At 45.0% G+C, this 22,903-nt stretch carries 21 protein-coding genes and 1 pseudogene; 11 read left to right on the top strand and 11 right to left on the bottom strand.

Annotated features, from left to right (window positions below):
• The first annotated feature begins 53 nt into the window (after positions 1–53).
• From HUG20_RS03515 to bshB2, 7 genes are all read left to right on the top strand, one after another.
• Entirely contained in the window at positions 54–1,139 is a 1,086-nt protein-coding gene (locus HUG20_RS03515; RefSeq protein WP_200088144.1) for an amidohydrolase family protein, read from the top strand.
• Entirely contained in the window at positions 1,111–1,482 is a 372-nt protein-coding gene (locus tag HUG20_RS03510; protein WP_246476522.1) for a Rieske (2Fe-2S) protein, read from the top strand. The genes HUG20_RS03515 and HUG20_RS03510 overlap by 29 nt, the downstream gene beginning before the upstream one ends.
• A 66-nt stretch (positions 1,483–1,548) precedes the next feature.
• The gene (locus HUG20_RS03505) at positions 1,549–2,451 is read left to right on the top strand and encodes a glycine betaine ABC transporter substrate-binding protein (protein WP_200088140.1); all 903 of its coding nucleotides are present in this window, start codon (positions 1,549–1,551) and stop codon (positions 2,449–2,451) included.
• A 128-nt stretch (positions 2,452–2,579) separates the two neighbouring features.
• Positions 2,580–3,557: an NAD(P)/FAD-dependent oxidoreductase gene (locus tag HUG20_RS03500; protein WP_200090368.1), complete on the top strand. Its 978-nt coding sequence runs from the start codon at positions 2,580–2,582 to the stop codon at positions 3,555–3,557.
• Between the two features lie 63 nt (positions 3,558–3,620).
• A complete protein-coding gene (gene betB / locus HUG20_RS03495; protein ID WP_200088119.1) occupies positions 3,621–5,090 on the top strand; it encodes a betaine-aldehyde dehydrogenase in 1,470 nt (489 codons plus the stop codon).
• A gap of 302 nt (positions 5,091–5,392) precedes the next feature.
• Positions 5,393–5,743, top strand: coding sequence for a YojF family protein (locus HUG20_RS03490; RefSeq protein WP_200088138.1), 351 nt, complete (start codon positions 5,393–5,395; stop codon positions 5,741–5,743).
• A gap of 13 nt (positions 5,744–5,756) precedes the next feature.
• Positions 5,757–6,419: a bacillithiol biosynthesis deacetylase BshB2 gene (gene bshB2 / locus HUG20_RS03485; RefSeq protein WP_200088136.1), complete on the top strand. Its 663-nt coding sequence runs from the start codon at positions 5,757–5,759 to the stop codon at positions 6,417–6,419.
• A 27-nt stretch (positions 6,420–6,446) separates the two neighbouring features.
• On the opposite strand, the gene HUG20_RS03480 is transcribed toward bshB2, so the two are convergent.
• On the bottom strand, positions 6,447–6,629 hold the full coding sequence (locus HUG20_RS03480; RefSeq protein ID WP_200088134.1) for a hypothetical protein: 183 nt from the start codon (positions 6,627–6,629) through the stop codon (positions 6,447–6,449).
• A gap of 528 nt (positions 6,630–7,157) precedes the next feature.
• On the opposite strand from HUG20_RS03480, the gene HUG20_RS03475 reads away from it, so the two are divergent.
• Positions 7,158–7,505: a hypothetical protein gene (locus HUG20_RS03475; protein WP_200088132.1), complete on the top strand. Its 348-nt coding sequence runs from the start codon at positions 7,158–7,160 to the stop codon at positions 7,503–7,505.
• 27 nt (positions 7,506–7,532) lie between these two features.
• On the opposite strand, the gene HUG20_RS03470 is transcribed toward HUG20_RS03475, so the two are convergent.
• The 3 genes from HUG20_RS03470 to betB (HUG20_RS03460) form a co-directional block, all read right to left on the bottom strand.
• Positions 7,533–7,889: a hypothetical protein gene (locus HUG20_RS03470; protein WP_200088130.1), complete on the bottom strand. Its 357-nt coding sequence runs from the start codon at positions 7,887–7,889 to the stop codon at positions 7,533–7,535.
• A 246-nt stretch (positions 7,890–8,135) separates the two neighbouring features.
• Positions 8,136–9,839, bottom strand: a complete 1,704-nt coding sequence (betA, locus tag HUG20_RS03465; protein ID WP_200088128.1) for a choline dehydrogenase — start codon at positions 9,837–9,839, stop codon at positions 8,136–8,138.
• A gap of 15 nt (positions 9,840–9,854) precedes the next feature.
• Positions 9,855–11,324 (bottom strand): betaine-aldehyde dehydrogenase, encoded by a 1,470-nt coding sequence (gene betB / locus HUG20_RS03460; protein WP_200088119.1) that lies wholly within the window; start codon positions 11,322–11,324, stop codon positions 9,855–9,857.
• Positions 11,325–11,819: 495 nt separating this feature from the next.
• On the opposite strand from betB (HUG20_RS03460), the gene HUG20_RS03455 reads away from it, so the two are divergent.
• A complete protein-coding gene (locus tag HUG20_RS03455) occupies positions 11,820–13,652 on the top strand; it encodes a carbohydrate-binding protein (RefSeq protein ID WP_200088112.1) in 1,833 nt (610 codons plus the stop codon).
• Between the two features lie 50 nt (positions 13,653–13,702).
• On the opposite strand, the gene HUG20_RS03450 is transcribed toward HUG20_RS03455, so the two are convergent.
• The 5 genes from HUG20_RS03450 to HUG20_RS03430 all read right to left on the bottom strand — a co-directional run bounded on the left by HUG20_RS03450 (position 13,703) and on the right by HUG20_RS03430 (position 19,200).
• Positions 13,703–14,749: an ABC transporter ATP-binding protein gene (locus HUG20_RS03450; protein WP_200088105.1), complete on the bottom strand. Its 1,047-nt coding sequence runs from the start codon at positions 14,747–14,749 to the stop codon at positions 13,703–13,705.
• Between the two features lie 21 nt (positions 14,750–14,770).
• Entirely contained in the window at positions 14,771–16,420 is a 1,650-nt protein-coding gene (locus HUG20_RS03445; protein ID WP_246476521.1) for an ABC transporter permease, read from the bottom strand.
• Between the two features lie 10 nt (positions 16,421–16,430).
• Positions 16,431–17,408 carry an extracellular solute-binding protein gene (locus tag HUG20_RS03440; RefSeq protein ID WP_246476520.1) on the bottom strand — a complete coding sequence of 326 codons (978 nt, stop codon included), beginning with the start codon at positions 17,406–17,408 and terminating at the stop codon, positions 16,431–16,433.
• A 59-nt stretch (positions 17,409–17,467) separates the two neighbouring features.
• Positions 17,468–18,175, bottom strand: coding sequence for an HAD family hydrolase (locus tag HUG20_RS03435; protein ID WP_200088101.1), 708 nt, complete (start codon positions 18,173–18,175; stop codon positions 17,468–17,470).
• Positions 18,176–18,648: 473 nt separating this feature from the next.
• The gene (locus HUG20_RS03430) at positions 18,649–19,200 is read right to left on the bottom strand and encodes a GbsR/MarR family transcriptional regulator (protein WP_200088099.1); all 552 of its coding nucleotides are present in this window, start codon (positions 19,198–19,200) and stop codon (positions 18,649–18,651) included.
• Positions 19,201–19,413: 213 nt separating this feature from the next.
• Here HUG20_RS03430 and HUG20_RS03425 point away from each other — a divergent pair, with 213 nt between their 5' ends.
• The gene (locus HUG20_RS03425) at positions 19,414–20,316 is read left to right on the top strand and encodes a glycine betaine ABC transporter substrate-binding protein (RefSeq protein ID WP_200088097.1); all 903 of its coding nucleotides are present in this window, start codon (positions 19,414–19,416) and stop codon (positions 20,314–20,316) included.
• 176 nt (positions 20,317–20,492) lie between these two features.
• Here the strand turns inward: HUG20_RS03425 and HUG20_RS19900 are convergent.
• Positions 20,493–20,619, bottom strand: a pseudogene (locus HUG20_RS19900) (transposase); the annotation flags it as partial.
• A 745-nt stretch (positions 20,620–21,364) separates the two neighbouring features.
• Here HUG20_RS19900 and HUG20_RS03415 point away from each other — a divergent pair.
• Entirely contained in the window at positions 21,365–21,964 is a 600-nt protein-coding gene (locus HUG20_RS03415) for a short chain dehydrogenase (protein WP_200088095.1), read from the top strand.
• 28 nt (positions 21,965–21,992) lie between these two features.
• Here HUG20_RS03415 and HUG20_RS03410 read toward each other — a convergent pair whose 3' ends face one another.
• Positions 21,993–22,892 (bottom strand): R2-like ligand-binding oxidase, encoded by a 900-nt coding sequence (locus HUG20_RS03410; protein ID WP_200088093.1) that lies wholly within the window; start codon positions 22,890–22,892, stop codon positions 21,993–21,995.
• Between the last annotated feature and the right edge of the window lie 11 nt (positions 22,893–22,903).

Below are 22,903 nucleotides of genomic sequence, written 5' to 3'. Positions count from 1 at the left end.
AACACCCCATGATAAGTTATTAAAGTTTGCAATAGAAAGGTCGTGTAAATCTAATGGGTTTCATAGACACCGACATTCATGAACGTGTCAGTTATGAACAACTTCTCCCTTATTTGGAACAACCATGGCGTCGTTACATCACTGATTGCCACTGGATGCAAGAAAAACACATGCCGTATACGCAGCCTGCCGTTGCCGGGGTTGACCGTGCAGACGCTCAGTTACCTGATGGTCGCCCCGCGGGTTCTGATCTTGGGTTCATGCAGGAGCAACTGCTTGATAGCAACGGGCATGAGTATGGAATTCTTACTGGAGCGCTTGATCCTTCCCCATCATCGATGCATGGATGGTATGAAATGGCAACAGCCCTTGCCAGCGCTTATAATGATTGGCAAATTGAGCACTGGCTTGAAAAGGATTCACGTCTATATGGTTCTGTGCATATCGCCGCACAAGATCCCGCTGCGGCTGTTCAAGAAATTGAAAGAGTAGGGGATCACCCAAAAATGGTCCAGATCCTCCTCCCTATTGATGACATTCTTTGGGGCGATCCTTTCTACCACCCTATATTTGAAGCAGCAGAAAAACATCAGTTGATGATTGGTATGCACCATAATGAACCACCCATTTATTATGGAAAGTGGCCGAGATATTTCATTGAATGGCATACGTTAATTCCCACCGCCCATATGAACCAAGTAACGAATATGATTTTTTCGGGTGTATTTGAAAAGTTTCCTGGTTTGAAACTCATGATGATCGAAGGCGGCTTTACGTATGTTCCGTTTTTAATGCGGAAAATGGACCAACAATACACAGACTTGCGCCATGAAGTCCCCTGGGTGAAGCGAATGCCGAGCGATACGATTCGTGACCATTTATGTTTTACCACCCAACCTCTGGAAGAACTGAAAAAGTGGGAGCTTTTGCAAATCATTGAGCAAATGGGGAGCGATCAGATTATTTCTTTTTCGACCGATTACCCCCATTGGGATTATGATTCTCCGGAACGTGCACTGCCTCCACGCCTCGATGAAGCCTTGAAGCGAAAACTCTTTTCTGAAAATGCGCGTCAATTTTACCCCAAGCTTCGCAGAGGAGGGAAAACGGATGGAAAAAGTAGTCGCTCATACGGATGACCTGGCTCCCGGCGAAATGATGGAGGCTGAATTTGATGGACGACCTGTCGTGATCTGCCGTGCATCAGATGGTGATTTCCATGCATTTACCAATCTTTGTCCTCATCAAGGCGCTCCCTTAAGTAAAGGCCAGTTATGTGGAGCGCCTGAACCAACAGACGAAATTGGAACCTACAATTACAAAAACGAAGGAAATATTCTACGCTGTCCATGGCACGGAAGAGAATTCAATATTAAAGATAGTGGCCGTATGCTTGCCAATGAACGTCAAAAACTACGTGAATATAAATTGAGTGTGGAAGAACTGAGCGTAGCAGATGGAAATATCATCTTGTACAAATGAAATAATTTCAATGCGGATTCATTCCGCATTTTTAATGTAATTATATAACAAAGAGGGGAATTTTTAATGTGTAAAAATCGTTTAGTGTATGGATTAGTATCTTTTGGAATGTTAGCTGCACTTACAGCCTGCGGAGATGAACGTTCATCAGGCGCTGAAGAAGAGGAAGAAAATCATGATGTAGACGGCATTGAAGAAATTGTTGGGATTGACCCGGGGTCGGGTACGATGGATATGGCTGAGAGGACAATGGATGCCTATGACTTAGACATTGATCTAGTGTCAAGTTCAGAAGCAGCCATGATAGCGGAATTAGAAGAAGCGATTGAAAATCAAGAACCAGTCGTCGTTACGCTTTGGCAGCCACACTGGGCGTTTAATGACTATGACTTGGAATTCTTGGATGACCCGGAAGAAGCGATGGGGCAATCTGAAAATATCCATACAATGGTCAGGGAAGGTCTTGAAGATGATCATGCTTCCGCCTACCAATTATTGGATAATTTCCACTGGGAAATCGAAGATATGAATGAAGTTATGTTAGATGCCAGAGAAGATGATGTGGAATTCCCCGACGCAGCGGAGGAGTGGATTGAAAACAACCGGGATGAGGTGGACGCTTGGTTAGAAGGCATCGAACCAGTTGAAAATGAGACAATCGAGTTGGCTTATGTCAATTGGGAAACAGAAACTGCATCAACGAATGTCGTTGCGCAAGTTCTTGAAGAATTAGGTTACGATGTCGAGTTGTCGTCTGTTGATATGGGCGTGGCATTTCAAGCCCTTGCCGATGGGGAAAGTGATGGTATGTTGATTGCTTGGCTCCCTGTAGGTGCATCAACTTACTATGAACAATATGAAGATGAGATCGTCGACCTGGGTCCAAATTTAGAGGGTGCCCAACAAGGTTTTGTTGTCCCAGATTATATGGATATTGATTCTATTGAAGACCTACAGGATGAAGAATAAAGTTCATCTGTAATATCACGGTCAGTTTGATCCAAGGGACTTATCATCGTGAAGGATGCTCTGATCTCCAGAACCCCAAGTGCACAGAAAACCATGATTGGAGGTGTAGGATAGTGGATGATGATTACATGGATACTTACGATATAACAGTTATTGGTGGAGGACCAGCAGGATTGTTCACCGCTTTCTACGGAGGGATGCGCCAGGCAAAAGTGAAGATCATTGAGAGCATGCCCCAACTGGGCGGTCAACTTTCTGCTCTTTATCCCGAGAAGTATATATACGACGTGGCCGGTTTCCCAAAAGTTCGCGCTCAAGACCTTGTTGACGACTTGGTTGAACAAATGCAAATGTTTGAACCAACCGTTGTGCTTGATCAATCCGTAGAAACCGTCGATAAGCTCAACGACGAGACGTTTAGAATTGAAACAGACAAGGACACCCATTACTCACGGACGATTATCGTTGCCGCCGGTGTTGGTGCTTTTCAACCCCGAAAGCTCAAAATTGAGGAGGCCGAACAATATGAGGGCAAAAACCTTCACTATTTTGTTGATAACCTAGGCGCTTTCAAAAACAAGGACGTCCTTATTTGTGGGGGTGGAGACTCTGCCGTTGATTGGACGCTGACGCTTGCCAATGACGCGAATGTGACGCTTACCCATCGTCGTGATAAATTTCGGGCTCATGAGCATAGCATCGCCGAATTACAATCGGCTCCCGTAAACATGCACACCCCATTTGAAATAAGCGAACTCCGGGGCAATGGTGAAAATATTAAACAGGTTGTCCTTCAGGAAGTGAAAGGTACCGATCAAAAAATCATTGACGTTGACAATGTGATTGTCAACTATGGGTTTATTTCATCGCTAGGTCCCATTAAAACGTGGGGACTCGATACGACCAAAAACTCCATTATTGTGAATTCCCGCATGGAAACGAACATCAAGGGGATCTATGCGGTCGGAGACATTGCCTCCTTCGATGGCAAAGTGAAGTTGATTGCCACCGGATTTGGTGAAGCTCCAACTGCCGTCAGTAATGCAAAAGCCTATATGGACCCGGGATCCCGGCTTCAACCTGGTCATAGCACGCATATGTTTTAATTAAAAGGGAGCTTCGTGATACTTTTAACATCTATATGAAAATATGAAAAGGAGCGTGATCCTTTGCGCTTACAAATGTATATCGACGGTCAATGGGTGGATGCTGTCGACGATGAAACCCGTGATATCATCAACCCTTATAATCAGGAAGTGATCGCAAATGTTACGGAGGGCAACGAAGAAGATGCAAAAAAAGCCGTTGCCGCTGCACGCCGTGCATTTGATAACGGAGCGTGGGCGACGACACCGGCGAGTGAACGGGGGGCGATCGTTCATGACATTGGCCGGCTGATTCGTTCGTCCCGTCAAGAACTTGCTGAGCTCGAAACGCTCGATACCGGGAAGACGCTCAGTGAAAGTCTCGACGATATGGACGACATCGCCAATGTGTTTATTTATTTTGCCGGTTTGGCGGATAAAGATGGCGGTGAAGTGATTGATAGCCCGATTCCGGATTCCACAAGCAAGGTTGTTCGCGAGCCCGTGGGCGTATGCGGACAAATCACCCCGTGGAATTATCCGTTATTGCAGGCCGCCTGGAAGTTGGCCCCGGCACTTGCCGCGGGAAATACGCTCGTGATGAAACCGAGCGAGATCACGCCGCTAACGACCGTGAAAGTGTTTGAGCTTTTTGAACAAGCCGGCGTCCCTGCAGGCGTGGCAAACCTTGTCCTCGGACCGGGCAATACGGCAGGTGCGCACCTATCCGAAAGCACGGACGTCGACTTGATTTCATTTACCGGCGGAATCGACACCGGGAAGAAAATCATGCAAGCCGCAAGTACGAATGTGAAAAAGCTCGCGTTGGAGCTCGGAGGCAAAAACCCGAACATTATCTTCGCAGATGCGGATATTGATGTGGCAGTTGATCAAGCATTGAACGCGGCTTTCTTCCACGCGGGACAAGTGTGTTCGGCCGGTGCGCGCGTACTCGTTGAAAGCTCCATGCATGACGCATTTGTCGATGCCCTCGTCAAGCGGGCGAAGCATATTAAACTCGGCAATGGTTTCGCGGAAGATACGCAATCCGGGCCGCTCATTTCTGCCGAGCACCGTGAGAAAGTAGAAGCATATGTCGCCATCGGCCAAGAGGAAGGCGCAAAACTCGCGCTTGGAGGAAAACGACCGGAAGCCGAAGAACTGCAACAAGGGTTCTTTTATCTGCCGACGATTTTTACCAATTGTACAGCCGATATGCGCATCGTGCAGGAAGAAGTATTTGGACCGGTGCTGACGGTAGAACCATTTGAAACAACAGAAGAGGCAGTGGCGAAGGCGAATGACACGATTTATGGACTCGCAGGCGCGGTCTTCACGGAAGACATTGCAAAGGCGGAAAACGTCGTTACCCAACTTCGTATGGGAACCGTTTGGATCAATGATTTCCACCCTTATTTTGCCCAAGCGCCTTGGGGCGGTTACAAACAATCGGGCATCGGCCGTGAACTCGGGCGCCCCGGCCTGGAGGAATATACCGAGACGAAGCATGTGTTCAGAAACACTAACCCCGAGCCTTTGGAATGGTTTAAATAAAAGAGCATACCAAAAGAATGCCAACTTTCGTATCCGCCAGCCGGAGCTAAATCCTTGTGCCGATAATGGCACAAGGATTTTTTCTTTTGCACGGCAACATCAAAAGATGGCTTTTCATAGATTGTCGGTTTTTTTGGCAGCTGATGTGACACATTTTATAAACAGCAGATTTAATATTTTATACCGCACAGCATGTTGTCACCGGCGATCGCAATACCTGATTCACATTTCTTGAACCCGAGGCACCATGAACTATATAATAGATGAATACTGCCATTCAAGGCTAACATGGAGGTTTAGTCGTGGAACCCATTGCCGTTACCCGTGTGCAAACATTAATAGATTCATTTGCCAGAAAAGATGTTTATTTACATTTAGAAACAACCAATGGCGCCTACGCATCTCATTTTGACCAATCTTTCTTTTCAGCAGGCGCTTATATACGTAACGCGCACATTAACTACAAGCACGGAAAAATTATCGGCGACGGCCCTTACCGTGTCGGCTTGGAGCTGAACATCGGTTGGGTATACGGAGAAGGACTCACGCATTTCGAGCTCAATGAAGATGGCCAACTTATTCTCGCCGGATTAAATCATGAAGATAAAATTGCCGTTACACTTGAAATATCCGAACAACCGTTCAGAAAATAAGGGGGCTCTGATCATGGTGAAAAAAGAACGCCACGTACTTGTCATTTTTCCTCATCCCGACGATGAAGCATTCGGCGTTTCCGGAACCATCTCCGCCCACATTGCCAGTGGAACGCCGGTCACTTATGCTTGCCTTACCCTGGGAGAGATGGGGAGAAACGTTGGAAATCCACCGATTGCCACACGTGAATCCCTCCCGGACGTACGAAAAAAAGAACTGGAAGAAGCGGCTGACGCGATGGGGCTCACCGATTTGCGAATGATGGGGTATCGGGACAAAACCCTCGAATTTCTCGCTCCCGGTGTGCTTAAAAGCATGGTGGAGGAACTAGTTGCAGAGCTTAACCCAACGCTTGTCATTTCTTTTTATCCCGAACATTCGGTACATCCCGATCACAACGCCACAGCTGAAGCCGTCGTTGAAGCACTCGCCGATATGCCAAAAGAAACAAGGCCAACCTTTTACGCCGTTGCCATCACCCTTGATAACCCGGATGTTGTCTATTCCGTAAAAGATTACATGCGGGAAAAGCTCCTGGCATTACGAGCCCACCATTCCCAATTCGGCGCTACCTTTGCCGAACGGGAAAAGCATTATCGCGGCGGAGATCCCGAAATTGTGGAGCGACTGGAAAACGAACGTTTCTTTAACTATAAATTTGCAGATGACGCGTAAGCACCGTCCTTTTTTGGCGGTGTTTTTTTATGTTCTGCTTTCTGTATTAATGAGAAGTACTCGGGTATGTTCATCCAAACCAATATGTTCTTTTACATTCGATAACGCTTCATTTTTGTTAATTTCGTTCAACAATCCCAGCGAAACCGCACCGGCTTCTCCGGCTATGGTCTTCGGATCATTCGCCATCGGTTGATCGAGTAAGTGCATCCCTTGTCGGCATCGGAATCAGGATAAGTCACGAATGCATCTACGGTGTTTTTACTATGTCCAAGGCGAGCGGAATTACCTCCCCGCAAGCGAACCCTTTCATGCCGAGAAGCCCAGTCAACAGATAAATATATCCTCTCTGATGTTTTATTTACATTCTCCACAGCTAATAGAGTATTGTTTTTGGTAATGCCGATTCGATCACATATAAATTCAATTTCACTCATTAACCTGAAATACTGACAGGCAGAAACAAACCCGGGGGCATTTTTATGATAAGTAACCGCGCGACGCATCGCCTCCGGATTAACTGTCGGATGGTCGGTCGGCACCGCTTGTTTGTTAGGATTTTCGGTCCATAGAGACGCTTCCATTCTATCCTTCCTTTCGAAAAACCGTTCATTCTTTCCGATTATTATACCAATCATTTAAGATAACCGTATATTTATTTTGCTTTAAAATGGGTATATTATGGAGAGAAGTGGAAGTCATAGCCTTCCTGAGATAATGCAATGGAGGAGGATAAAAATGGGTAGCGTCTCCATAACCGGGGCACTTTTAATCATTACCGGTTGGTTTGCACTCTTGGAGTACGATAAATTCAATGAAGCTGAAAAACGCGACATTTTACAGGGCATTAAAAAAAGCCCGGTGAAAATCGCGATCATTGCCCTTATGCCAGCGGGAATACTCATCAACATTATCGGTGGATTTGTGTTTTCGCCGATTACCATGATCATCGGTTCAAGCATGATTTTTTTACAGGCAATCATCGTCGCGGTGTTATTTTGGAACCGAACCAGGTGGAAGAGCATCCTACTTCTAGTCGTCATCATCGGCTTAGGGATCTTTATTTATATCCCTTTATGGATTTAAAAAAATCAACCTCGCGGAGGTTGATTTTTATTCTTCTTCTACTTCAAAGTTAATGGGCAAATCATCCAGTGCTTGATTCCATTCAGCGACTTCCTCTGAAGAATGATCCGACAGAGCCACGGTTAACCCGGCACCGTTTTCGTTTAGGCTGAAATCACTCAATTGGAGTTCACCAATGTCGGCACTCCAGATGACTTCTCCATCTTCAGCATTCTCGGCAGCTTTATCTAAATTAAATGCCGCTGTGCTTTCCTCGGCATTGGCGTTTTGCTCGACATCAATGTCTGCTTCACTGCCAACGATAAAGGTATAAAGCAATCCCACACTCACGACAACGGCTATGACCGCAAAAATGGCAATCATGAATTTTGCTGCTTTATTCATCGTAGGTACACCCCCTTCAACATTCAGCAAAAGTTATACGCTTCTTCTATCGACAGGCTTTTGACTCGATCTTTAAAATTCCTCTACATGACCATTCATTTCCTAAACGTCGAGTTTTAAAACATCAATGTTCACATGGTCGTTTTTTCATGGAAACTCTCTCACATCTGTGTTGTATTTTATCACAAAGAAAAAAGATCCAGTGAAAACTGGATCCTTCATCTAGCGAAATACATGACGGTTTCGTTATGAACGCACCACCCGATTTTTTTCTACGGTGCCCGCGTCTTTCGAATGTACGCCGTGACGATAATAGTCCTTATATTCAGGCTCTAATGGCTTTTGTCCGCGGATGATGTCGGCTGCTTTTTCTGCCAACATCAACACCGGTGCATGGATATTTCCATTCGTCGTATACGGCATAACGGACGCATCAACAACCCGCAGGTTTTCCAGGCCATGGACCTTCATGGTCAGCGGGTCTACAACCGCCATCGGATCTGAAACAGATCCCATTCTTGCACTGCAGGATGGATGGAGCGCTGTTTCAGCGTCATTCCTTACCCACTCCAGAATTTCCTCATCCGTTTGGACAGATGCCCCGGGGGAAATTTCACCTGAATTATAGGGCTCTAACGCCGGCTGGGAAAGAATATTCCGTGCAGTACGAATTGCTTCAACCCACTCACGCTTGTCCTCTTCGGTAGATAAATAGTTAAATATGATACTCGGATGCTGATAAGGATCGCGGGAACGTATTTTAAGGCTTCCCCGAGAGTTGGAGTACATCGGTCCAACGTGTACTTGGAATCCATGCTTCGTATCCGCTTTTTCTCCATCATATCGAACCGCTAGCGGAAGGAAATGAAACATCAGATTCGGATAATCAACATCATCATTCGAGCGGACAAAACCTCCACCTTCAAAATGATTAGTTGCTGCGGGGCCAGTACGCGCGAGCAGCCATTGCAAACCAATCCAAGGCATTTTTGCTTTATTTAAACTAGGCATTTCAGAAACAGGCTCCGGCGAAGCATGCTGAACATATGCTTCGAGATGATCTTCAAAGTTTTCACCTACACCCGGCAAATCAACGAGTGGGTCAATGCCAAGGGAGCGTAAGTGTTCAGCGTCGCCTACCCCGGACAATTGAAGGAGTTGCGGCGTGTTGAATGCACCACCTGCAAGGATCACTTCGCCTGCGTTAACATGAAATTGTTTCCCATTTCTTTGCCACGTCACACCATTAGCTCGAGTGGCGTCAAAATTAATATTGGTAACGACAGCAAGCGTCTCTACTGTAAGGTTTTCGCGTTTCATCACAGGGCGCAAATATGCATTCGAAGCAGACACGCGTCGCCCGTTATGCACGTGACTGTCGAATGGACCAAACCCTTCTTGGCGAAAACCGTTGACATCAGGTGTTCTCGAGTAACCGGCTTCTACAGCTGCATCAAAAAAGGCCTGAAATAAAGGATTCTTTGCAGGACCCCGTTTCAATTTAATCGGGCCATGATGTCCGCGGTACTCATCAGACGAACTTGCTCCAAAGGTTGCTTCCAACCGTTTAAAATACGGTAGACAATGGGCATAATCCCACGTTTCCATACCCGAGTCAGCGCCCCACTTTTCATAGTCCATTGGGTTACCACGTTGGTAAATCATTCCATTTATTGAGCTCGACCCTCCGAGTACTTTCCCCCGGGCATGCGAGACTTTCCGTCCATTCATATAAGGCTCAGGATCTGTATAGTACTTCCAGTCATATAAAGGATTACCGGACGGGTACATCAAAGCAGCCGGCATTTGAATAAACAAATCCCATGGATAATCACTGCGCCCCGCTTCCAGAACGAGCACACTTTTCGATTTATCTTCGCTTAGACGGTTAGCGAGTACACAACCCGCACTCCCTCCACCGACAATGACATAATCATACGTTTGACTCATCTCTAAAACCTCCTCTTATTTAAACCATTCCAAAGGCTCGGGGTTAGTGTTTCTGAACACATGCTTCGTCTCCGTATACTCCTCCAAGCCAGGGCGCCCGAGTTCACGGCCGATGCCCGATTGTTTGTAACCGCCCCAAGGCGCTTGGGCAAAATAAGGGTGGAAATCATTGATCCAAACGGTTCCCATACGAAGTTGGGTAACGACGTTTTCCGCCTTTGCAATGTCTTCCGTGAAGACCGCGCCTGCGAGTCCATAAATCGTGTCATTCGCCTTCGCCACTGCCTCTTCTGTTGTTTCAAATGGTTCTACCGTCAGCACCGGTCCAAATACTTCTTCCTGCACGATGCGCATATCGGCTGTACAATTGGTAAAAATCGTCGGCAGATAAAAGAACCCTTGTTGCAGTTCTTCGGCTTCCGGTCGTTTTCCTCCAAGCGCGAGTTTTGCGCCTTCCTCTTGGCCGATGGCGACATATGCTTCTACTTTCTCACGGTGCTCGGCAGAAATGAGCGGCCCGGATTGCGTATCTTCCGCGAAACCATTGCCGAGTTTAATATGCTTCGCCCGCTTGACGAGGGCATCGACAAATGCGTCATGCATGGAGCTTTCAACGAGTACGCGCGCACCGGCCGAACACACTTGTCCCGCGTGGAAGAAAGCCGCGTTCAATGCTTGATCAACTGCCACATCAATATCCGCATCTGCGAAGATAATGTTCGGGTTTTTGCCTCCGAGCTCCAACGCGAGCTTTTTCACATTCGTACTTGCGGCTTGCATGATTTTCTTCCCGGTGTCGATTCCGCCGGTAAATGAAATCAAGTCGACGTCCGTGCTTTCGGATAGGTGCGCACCTGCCGTATTGCCCGGTCCGAGGACAAGGTTTGCCACGCCTGCAGGGACGCCGGCTTGTTCAAAAAGCTCAAACACTTTCACGGTCGTTAGCGGCGTGATCTCGCTCGGTTTCATCACGAGCGTATTTCCCGCGGCAAGTGCCGGGGCCAACTTCCAGGCGGCCTGCAATAACGGATAATTCCACGGGGTGATTTGTCCGCATACGCCCACGGGCTCGCGAACAACCTTGCTTGTGGAATCCGGAATCGGGCTATCAATCACTTCACCGCCATCTTTATCCGCCAAACCGGCAAAATAAATAAACACATTGGCGATGTCGTCCATATCGTCGAGACTTTCACTGAGCGTCTTCCCGGTATCGAGCGTTTCGAGCTCAGCAAGTTCTTGACGGGACGAACGAATCAGCCGGCCAATGTCATGAACGATCGCCCCCCGTTCACTCGCCGGTGTCGTCGCCCACGCTCCGTTATCAAATGCACGGCGTGCAGCGGCAACGGCTTTTTTTGCATCTTCTTCGTTGCCCTCCGTAACATTTGCGATCACTTCCTGATTATAAGGGTTGATGATATCACGGGTTTCATCGTCGACAGCATCCACCCATTGACCGTCGATATACATTTGTAAGCGCAAAGGATCACGCTCCTTTTTGTAGTATAGTTATTTGTTTAACTTTTATTAAACGTTTTGAATAATTCAAAGTTACCATGAAGTGATGAAACTGTCAATGAAATTGTATATAAACCTATAAAAATCATTGGGTCAACACTAAAATCAATGGTTGATATTCGCGATTAAATATGGTAGCACCACTAGCGAGCGAAGGAAAAACACGTAGACTCCTGTGGGAAAGCGCAGGGCGAAGACCCCGCAGGAAAAAAGCGAACTTCTTTTTTTCCGAGGAGGCTGAGCTCGGGGCCCACGGAAAGCGTCGTGTTTTTCCGTAGCGGTCACTACCAATCATAATTGCCCCTAGGTTGTCAGCCATAGATTTTGGTGAAGAGCCAAATCATTTAAAAACATTATACTAATTTTATTAAATTTATGGTATGTTTAATATGGTTAAATATTTTTAAACAAATAGGAGGTGTACTCAAGACTTTTAAAAAACAAACAGGAGGAATTAACGTGAAAAGATTTATGCAAGTAATCTTGGCAGCTCTTTTCGTGATTGTGCCATTTAATCAAATGGCCAATGCAGAGGAAGCCAACTGCGAGGCTGATGAGTGGTCGGAAGAAAGCACATATACAGAAGGAGACCGCGTTTCATATGACGGGGAAATATATGAAGCCAAGTGGTGGACACAAGGCGAAAACCCGAATGATTCCGGTGAATGGGATGTATGGAAAGTGGCCTCCGAATGTACAAACGATGGGGAGGAGAGCCTGCCCGTTTGGTCAGAACAAGACACATACGAAGATGGAGATCGCGTTCAACATGAGGGGACTATTTATGAAGCCAAGTGGTGGACACAAGGTGAAAACCCAGATGATTCCGGTGAATGGGATGTGTGGGAAAAGATAGATCAACATGAATTACGCGTGATGTCCTTTAACATTTGGCTTGGTGGCGAAGAGGTTTCGTTTGATGAAACGGTTCGTGCTGTTGAAGAAGCAGATGCGGATATTGTCGGCGTCCAAGAAGAAAGCGGGAACTTGGACCGATTAGCGGACGAACTTGGTTATTATGCGGACCACAACCAAGAAATCATTAGCCGTTACCCGATCATCGATGTAGGCCATCCTGATTACGTTTATGTAGAAGTTGAACCCGATGAAGTGGTGGCAGTAAGCAATGTCCATTTATTGCACGATCCTTATGGCCCTTATGACATAAGAGACGAATTCACCGTTGAACAAGTCATCGGAAATGAACGACACCATATGATGGAAATGAGATCCCGTTTCGACTCATTAACAGAGCTACAAAAAGATGACGTGCCGGTATTTCTAACAGGCGACTTCAACGTCCCTTCCCACCTTGATTGGACAGAGGAAACCAAGGAAGATAATTTCAATACAGTGGTCGAATGGCCGGTTTCTATGCATTTAGACGATCTGGGCTTCCGGGATTCCTATCGTGAAATTAATGAAAGCCCCTTAGAATTTCCGAGTTATACTTGGACACCGGGAGACCCTCCGGGAGATATTAATGATGATGAAGTACATGATCGTATTGACTTTATCTATGCTGCCGGACCTTCCATCACAGAGAATAGCGAAGTGGTAGCCGAAGTCGGCCCTTATTCCGATATTGAATTGGAGAATTGGCCTTCCGACCATCGCGCGGTCGTCTCAACCTTTACTTCCGATTCAGTATCTGCTCCAGAAGCGGAAGTATCCCCTTCTCAAATGGAGTATGAGGTCGGGGAAACCATTGATATGAATTTTTATGTAGATGAGCAGCCTTCGGAAAAAGATCAAGTGGCTATCTACCCGAAAGACGGGGACCGAGACGAGGATCCTCTGCTCTGGAACTATACCGGTTCCAATAATCAAGAACCTGGAGAAGCCAAACAAGAAGGTACAATCTCTTTTGGCGAAGATTCTATTGCTGCCGGTGAATGGCCGCTTCCTGCCGGAGAATATGAAGCTGTATTTCTGGCTGATGGAGACGAAGAAGGAGCATCAACTTCCTTTGAAGTATTGGCATCAAGTGAATCAGCAACCTTAAATGTGGAGCCTGAACAAAAACATGGTGAACCGGTTAAAGTTGAATGGGAAGATGCTACTGGTTTTCCAAATGATTGGGTAGGGATTTATCCAATTGACGAATCACCTGATGATATAAGCTCCTTACAATGGCAGTATCTAGGAGGAGATCGTGAAGGCTCATTGTTGTTGGATGGCAGCTGGGGAGATACGGATGTTCTTGAACCGGGAGAATACCGTATTTATATGTTTGAAAATGAAGGTCATGACATCCTTACATCTACTGAAATTACAGTCGTTGATGAATAATAAAGAGAGCCGCCCTAATAGGTGCGGCTCTCTTTAACTAGGAGCGTGTCTCACGCTGAAATTAAATGTAGTTTTTTTGGAATATCCAGGCGTATCGTTTGCCCTTTTGTATATAGATCCTTTCCGAAAACATTATAATCGTCGGCAAGAAGAACGGTATCGCCCACTTTCACTTCGTAACGTATGGAGTTCCCATGGTAGACTCTATTCAAGACGACTCCTTGAATGGAGCCATTTAGATGAATATCGATCATTTCCGGACGGATTAAAACTAATCCATTTTTGGCATCCATATTTTCAACGGCAAATTGTAAGTCCTTCGCGACAAAATAGGAATCACTGTTTTCTTGTTTCACTTGGCCCGATAATAAATTGGCATGACCGACAAAGTTTGCAACGAATTCATTGGCCGGACGCTGATAGATGACTTCCGGCTTATCCAATTGTTGCAAGTTGCCTTCATTCAGTACCATCACCCGATCTGAAATACTTAACGCTTCTTCCTGATCATGTGTCACAAAGATAATGGTTAAATCTAATTCTTCCTTAAGACGGCGTATTTCATCCCGCATGATCATACGTAAATTGGCATCCAAATTAGATAAGGGTTCATCCAACAGCAGTACTTTTGGTTTTAAAACGAGACAACGGGCGATCGCTACACGTTGTTGCTGTCCCCCGCTTAACTCACTTGGTTTGCGTTCTTCGTACCCTTCCAACTGCACTTGGACCAAAGCATCCTGCACTTTGTTTTTCTTCGTTTCCTTTGTTTCTTTTCGCACATCCAAACCGTAAGCCACATTTTCAAAAATCGTCATATGGGGAAACAATGCATAATTTTGGAATACCATGCCGGTTTCCCGTTTTTCAGGTGGAAGATTATTAATCCGTGTTCCATTCAAGTAAATATCCCCGGATGTGGGACGATAAAAACCGGCGATGGTTCGTAGCAATGTCGTTTTCCCACAACCGCTCGGACCGATAAACGTCACCAATTCCCCTTTATTCACATCAATCGAAATGTCCTGAACAGCTCGCACATCATCAAAAGCTTTGTTTACTTGGCTTAAGCTAATTATTGAATCTTGCTGTGCCATTAACGATTACCTCCCTCTTTTTCAAATCCCTGAGTTGCTTCGTCGTTCTAACCATTTAAGAATTGCCATACACACGAGCACAATGGCAATCATTATGACGGACATGGCCGAAGCTCTGCCAAGAGCTGCTTGATTCGCCAAATTTAGAATGTAAGCAGAAGCCAAGTTTGTTCCCGGTGAAATGAGGAAAATGACAGAGCTAACCGAAACCATCGCGGTCATAAACGTATACACAAAACCGGACATAAAAGCCGGACTCAATAATGGCATAACAATTTTACGAATGGTACGTGTTGGTTTTGCTCCCAAGTCCGCTGATGCTTCCTCCATTGAGGGATCGATTTGCTGCAATTTACTAATCCCTGATTCCAAACCAACCCCAATTTTCCGAAACGCCATATTTAGCACAAGCAATAGTACTGTACCTGTTAGGAAAAATGGTGGTCCATTAAAGATCAACACATAACCGATCCCCATAACGGTACCTGGCACTGCCAAACCGAATAAAGCCACAAATTCCAGGAATTTCTTAGCAGGGATATTTTTTCGAACGGTTAAATATCCTTGTAAAAGACCTAATCCAGCAGCTAACAACGCTGCAAAAAGTGAAACGATTACACTCGTATAAATGAATCCCCATCCACTTTGATCCGAAAAATGATCCAACGTAAATGTATTATCTACTCCAATTATTTGCACAAAAGCTCCCAAGACAACCATGATGAACATAATGACAATAAAAAATGTCATCAACGTGCTAATGCCAAACGTGATGCCTTGCAAACCTTTATTAAGTGAAGCATTTTGATTGCCCGCTGAACCGCTGATCGATGTGGTATCAGTGTCTTTTATAAAATAAGTCTGGAACAAGAAAACGATTAAACTGGGCACGATTAAGAATACACCGAGAACCGCAGCCATTTCCATGTTTTGCTGCCCGGTCACCAATAAGTATGCATCTGAGGCCAGAAAAGAAGTTTCGCCCCCTATAATAAGCGGATTGGAAAAGTCGGCAAGTGCCATAACAAACACAATCAATGATGCCTTTAAAATGCTTGTACTGGCCAAGGGAAGAGATACTTTAAAAAGCGTGCGCGTCTGACTCGCTCCTAAATCCCTTGATGCATGTTCCAAACTTGGATTCATGGAACGCAAAGAGGTTTCAATCATCATATAGGCAACCGGAAAGAAACCGAGCACCTGCGCAACGACTACTCCCCAAAATCCATAAATGCTAAATTCCACACCAAACATATCGTTAAGATAATTGGTTACAACTCCCCGCCTACCGAATAAAATAATTAATGATAATGAAAAGATAAAGGGAGGTGCCACAAGAGGCAGTAAAGATAACCCTCGATACGCTTTTGATAGTGTACTTTTCGTTCGCGTCACATATAAAGCAAAGGGTACGCTGATAGAAATAACAATACTGGTTGTAACAATACCCACCCCGACGCTATTTAACAAAGCCTGAAAGTATGAGGAGTGTTGAAAGAATTGCTGATAATACTCCAACGTAAATCCCTCGGCACCGACACCAAAGCTTCGCAGCAAGACCGCCGAAAGAGGCAGCAATATGAAGAAAATCAGCAGGGCAGCCACAATAATGGCTGCCACTGCAAATCCCGGTTCAGAGAAAAAACGTTTCCATGTAGATTTAAATCGCACGATTATCCTCCTAGCTATTAAAACGACTGTCCCATTCATCTTGAATATCTTGGCGATTTTCCGCTGCCCAAAGCGCGTCATAGTCAATCATATTCGGTTCTTCATCTCCGGCAATGCCTTCAACACCCGGCTTCGTTACCATAGAGCGGTGTTCCGCAGCAGATTCCATGCCTGCTTCCGAACCGACATAATCAATGATTTCTTGAACATTTTCATTATCTTCATTGCCCTCATATATAAAGATGACATCCAAGTCATAACCTACACCTTCATCCGGGACAACTCCTTCAATTGGGTAGCCTTCTTCGATAAAGTCGGCAACAGCTTGATCCCAGGTAATGCCCACTGCGTATTCTCCTTGAGCAGCCAATTGTCCCGGGACGTCAGCTGATTCCACATATTGGCCTACATTTTCATCCAATTGTTCAAAGTACTCCCATGCTTCTTCTTCACCCAACATTTGAATAATAGTGGATACGAATAGAAAGCCTGTTCCTGAAACACTGGGATCCGGCATGACAATTTCTCCTTCATATTGAGGGTCAATGAGGTCTTCCCAAGAAGATGGAGTGTCCAAGCCTAATTCATCCACGATATCTGTATTAACGGCCAACTCGTTGTACCAATAAGACCAGCCATACCATTGTCCATCCGGATCCTTAAATTCATCAGGGACATCTTCCCATTCAGGAGATTGATAAGAACCTAGCATGTCTTCTTCTTGAGCAAGAAGGGCTAAGCTATGCAACTGTCCCCAGTGTACCTCTGCTCCGACATCCGGGAATTCCGATTCAGCCCGGCTAAATCCTTCTTCGCTGGATAAATTCAGAAAATCGGCATTTATACCGGTTTCTTCTTCCATATCCGACACCATGGGTTGCATTTCATCTTCTACGTTATGTGTATAGATCGAGACACTGTCATCATCTCCGCATGCAGTTAATGCAAAAACGGATCCTAGTAACACACCAGGTAATTTAAGTTTCATGTATTCAATCGCTCCTTTTCAGTTAAAAATAACCATTTTTTGACCATTTCCCAAATGAATCATGTATGGATCGATAATTCACCATAGTCATGAATAATATGATCAGCATCAGTCAAGTGCGAAGCATTTGGATCGTCATGGGCAACGACTCCGATATTAACCTTTGCATTCAAATTGTCACCCAAATTCATATCGCCGTTTGTATCCCCAATGACAGCGACATGCGTCGGATCAACCATTAGTTTTTGACATGCCTTATGCCCAATGTCAGGAAAAGGTTTAGGCCGGTCAATTTGGTCAGATCCTATGATACTATGAAAAAAATGATGGATATTCAATAAATGTAAGTGTTCCTCGGCAATATCCGTATCGTCGGATGTAACGACCGCCATCTGCACGTCATTTTGAGACGCTTTTTCCAAAAAAGATATCAATCCTTGAAGCGGTTGCAAATATCGATCCCAATCAATCGTTGCATTGACATCCTCCATAGTGTTCCGCACCGTTTGAACTGCTTCATTCCACGGGAGTTTCTGCCGATATAGGTGTAAAGCAACAATAATGGCACTGTCCCGCATTGTTCCTATCGCCAAGGGACCTCTAGGTAAAATAAGATGCTGTTCAGTATGCACCCCTAGATCCTTTGCTACTTCCTCATCACTAAACGTAACCCCTGGTTGCTTATTTTTAATCTTCACCAAAAGCTGATGAAACCAAGAACTCCATAGCAAGTGTAGATCAAGAAGGGTCCCATCTTTATCAAACAAAATACCCCGTATATTATATTGGTGGCCATTTACTTGCAATTCAGCCAGAACTTCATCACCTCACTTTAATATTTAATTTACAATATTTTAATCGTTTAATTTTCATTAAACGTTAACTATTATTGTATTATATCAGGTTGTCGAAATAAGTCAAATTTAGTACCGTCTAAAGATGAGGAACTAAAAAAACCAGCGCTTAGACGCTGATTTTTTTCTCATTATTTTGGCTCTTCACCAAAATCTATGGCTGACAAACTAGGGGCAATTATGATTGGTAGTGACCGCTACGGAAAAACCCTACGCTTTCCGTGGGCCCCGAGCTCAGCCTCCTCGAAAAAAAAGAAGTTCGCTTTTTTCCTGCGGGGTCTTCGCCCTGCGCTTTCCCACAGGAGTCTACGTGTTTTTCCTTCGCTCGCTAGTGGTGTTACCATATTTAATCACGAATATCAACCATTGATTTTAGTGTTGACCCATTATTTTTTTTCATCTAATAACATCTGAAATAACTCACCGGATTCCGTTTTAGCAACGAGCAAGTCCAGGAAATCATAGTAAGGCAGAGACCCTGTAATTTTTTCAAGTTTTCGTTTGGCATCTTCTCTGATATCCTCGGGCGTATCCGGATCGTCAATCAATGCTTCATATCGTGGCTGAGCCTGACGGACGCCCTGCATGTTCACACTTGCTTCCCTTTGCCAACGACGCGAAAAAACACTTGTGAAGAATTTAAAATAATCCTGTTCTGCCTGATACAAATCCTTCCGTTCTCCTTTTCTGAAAACACGGTGAATGAGTTTATCGTCCATCAACCTGCGTACGCCCAGACTCATACTTCCTTTGCTCATGCCCAATTCATGCCGCAAATCATCAAGCGTCATCGGCTCGCCATGCAAATACAATATAGCATAAATCCGCCCAACGGAACGCGTGTAGCCGTATATATCCATGGTATCGGCAATACTATCCTCGATGGATCGATTACCCTCTTCCAACTCGGCTTCTTTTTCCTTTCGTATATCATCCATTACATCACCTCGTTAAAGTTAACGACAGAAATTCGAATCATTTAAAATTGATTTAATCTAAATTATACCGACACCCAATGAAAAATTCAATCGCAGGAGTGCCGAAAAATTCGAATATCCGTTGACATAGCGTCTATTTATGTTATAGTCAACGTACTATTATTTAGTTAATATTAAACATTCTATATTATTTCAATAGGAGGTTTTCTACTCATGCATTTTTCCATAAAATGCAAATGGATATTACCCCTCTCCCTGAGTGCGCTAGTCATTAGCGCTTGCGGAAATGGCGGACAAGAAGATGGACAAGCTGAAGAAGGGCAAGGTGCCGAAGATGAAAACGGGGAAATCGAACTCACCTACGTTGCCTGGGAATCCGAAGTGGCTTCAAACAATGTCATTGCGCTAGTTTTGGAAGAAGCAGGATATGATGTGAATTTAAATCAAGTCGAGCAGGCCATCATGTGGCAAAGTGTCGCCCAAGGGGATGCGGATGGCTTTGTTGCCGGTTGGTTACCTTCGGATATGGCAACGGACTATGAACGTTATGGAGATGAAATGATCGATCTAGGTCCGAATTTGGAAGGAAACCGCACCGGTTTAGCCGTTCCGGATTATATGGACGTGACCAGTATTGAGGAAGTCCATTCCGACAACTTTGATGAAATCACTGGCATCGATGCTGGGGCCGGGGTCGTGGATTCAACAGAGCAGGCCATTGAGGCGTATGATTTAGACATTTCTGTACAAACGTCAAGTGATGCCGCCATGACTGCAGCATTAGGGAACGCTATGGAAAATGAAGAACCGATTGTAGTAACGGCATGGGAACCACACTGGAAATTTAACACATATGACATTCGTTTCCTCGAGGATCCGGAAGGCATTTATGAAGAAGAGGAAGAAATCCGCACGATGGTCCGAGAAGGGCTGGAAGAGGATGAACCGGAAGCCTATCAGATTCTTGACAACTTCTATTGGGAAACCGACGATATGAACGAAGTCATGCTCGACATCGCCGAAAATGAAATGGAACCGCGAGATGCGGCACAGGCGTGGATTGATGATAATCGAGACATGGTTGATGAATGGTTGGATACTGACATCCAAGAATAAATAATGCAGAAACAGCCCGTGCGATCGGGCTGTTTTTTTATTCACGTTAAATTCACGAATGATGAAACCAACTCTTCTGCCACGACGGATAATATAGCCAATACTACTGCAAGCGTGACCACCCCCAGATTCGTCCAAATAAACACTTTCCTTCTTGAGCCCCCGAGCGTCGTCATTTTTGCTTAAATGATCGGGAAACTCTTTGCGAATGTATCGAGAAGTGACCGTTTTAAAATTATTAATGATTTTCGATAGCTGCACTTGGAGCGGCGCCTCAAAAAGAATGTGAATATGATCCTCTTCACACGAACATCAGACACAACCGCCCAAATCAATATTTTTCACAAAAACGATTGGGTCTGGATTGATATTGCGTTTAAAGATCAAGATTTATACAAACGCGGCGTCTGGGGTTGGAAGGCATGTAACCCTAAACTCGTTAAAATCGGGAAAAATATTTTCTTAATATTAGCTATGAAACGAATGTAAAACTCAATAAGACAAGCATCAAAAATCAAAAAATATGCGCTGTGGACCTCGGGATTAACAATTCTGCTGTTTGTTCTATCATCGATGCAACTGGCACTGTCTTGGGTCGAACGTTTATCAATCAACCCAAAGAAAAAGATCGGTTGTACACGTTAACCAACAAACTTCGCAAAGTCCAGCGTGCATCCGGATGGATCTCTGCGCCTAATTTTTGGAGAAATTGTTCGAGGGATCCAAAAAACCATTTCTGAAAAGCGATGGTTGTCCCTTCAGGCAAAAGTACCTGAAGTGGCAAAAAGGACATATACGACCTTGTCTTCATTGATTAGCCTTACGAAAGCATTAGAGTCGCCGAGGGTGACTTAAAACGCTTAGTCTGTGCTGTATTTAAGACAAGGGATGCTCCGCCTATAATCGGGGAGAGGTTCAATCTGTCATTTATGCGGACTTATATAACGATCAAATTATTGAAAAAGAAATCAGGGAGTATTTACGAAAGATGTAGGTTTCAACCAACCTATTTTCGGTTATAGTTAGCGGGAAAGAAAGGATGATGATGATGAAAATACTATTGGTTGGTGCAAGCGGAACGATTGGAAGCAACGTGTACGATTTGTTAAACAAAAATCACGAAATCGTACACGCAGGTAGAAACGGGGCGGATGTACAGGTGGATATTACAGATGAAGCCAGCATTCGCGCCATGTATGAACAAACAGGTAACGTGGATGCTGTCATTAACGCCTCCGGCAGTGCCGGTTTTGCACCGATCACGGAACTGACACCAGAGAAAAATGAAACAGCTATCAACAGTAAAATGAAAGGTCAAATCAACCTCGTTCTGTTTGGTCTTCCTTATATGAACGACGGCGGTAGTTTTACTCTAACATCCGGCGTTATGATGGATGATCCCATCCCGCAAGGGTCTTCTGCCGCCATGGCCAATGGCGCGATACGTTCATTTGTAAAATCTGCCGCGATTGAGGTGCCCCGGGGGATTCGCATTAACAGTGTAAGCCCAAGCCTCTTGCAGGAATCCTCGGAAAGAATCGGCCATCTATTTGCCGGCTTTGATCCTGTTCCCGGCGGCAAGGTGGCACTCGCGTACCAAAAAAGCGTCGAAGGTGCACAGACGGGACAGAGTTACGAGGTATATTAATAGGATAGAGGGGGGCCCCCTCTATCCTTTACTGTACGGCATCCGCTTCTTCCATGCCTACCTCGTCTTCCCTTTGTTTATAGATGTCTTCGAGTCTTTTGTCACGGGCTCTGTCCAAAATTTGCATGCGTGTGGACAACTGCTTTTGCGTGAAGTTCATCGTATTTCGTTTTGCTTCATCAGTATTCCCTTCCGAACCTTCCTCATTGATCCGAATCGCGAGTGGTGTTAATTCTTCCATTTTCTTCATAACCAAATCATAAATGTGCGGGTGCTCGCTAATGATACGTTGCAACAAAAATGTTCCATAAGCGATATGGCGGGATTCATCCCTTTTTAAATTGCCAACCCCTTCCAATAACGCCGGCATCGCGTTAATGCTTTGCAACGATTGATAAAAACCAAAATAGCCGGTTTCTGCCAACACACCTTCCACAAACATGTTATAAACGGTTGCCGCCTCTGCTACCGCCTCTGGAGATTGATCGTGTACGAGCCGTTCCATTGCCGAAGGGAGGATTTCGTTGAAAATTTCATGGTAGGTGTCCGAATGGTACTCCGTCAAATCCCACTTTACCTCAAGCTCATTTAGGACTATTCTGAAAAATTCAGTATGCTTGGCTTCCTCAAACAAAAATGTCGTTAAAAACATTTCTTCTTCAAGACGCCCTTCGTTGGAAATGCTCATGATTAACGGAAGCAAATCTCTTGTTACCGCCTCTTCTCCTGCTTGGAATTGTGAAATCAAACGTAAGATTCCGTCTTTTTGCTGCTCGCTAAATGTTTCCCAATCCTTCTTATCCTGCGTAAAATCCAAATCAGACGGATTCCAAACCCCAAAACGTTTTGCCTTCTGAAAAAGCTTAAATGGTAGTGAATCTTCCCGAAGACCGGCAGCACTTGTCGTTTGAAACGGTTTGTGAGTCATCGATATCCTCC

This window comes from Salicibibacter cibi (assembly GCF_016495865.1).
Taxonomy (GTDB): Bacteria; Bacillota; Bacilli; order Bacillales; family Marinococcaceae; genus Salicibibacter; species Salicibibacter cibi.
This window is presented reverse-complemented; position numbering and strand designations above follow the sequence as displayed.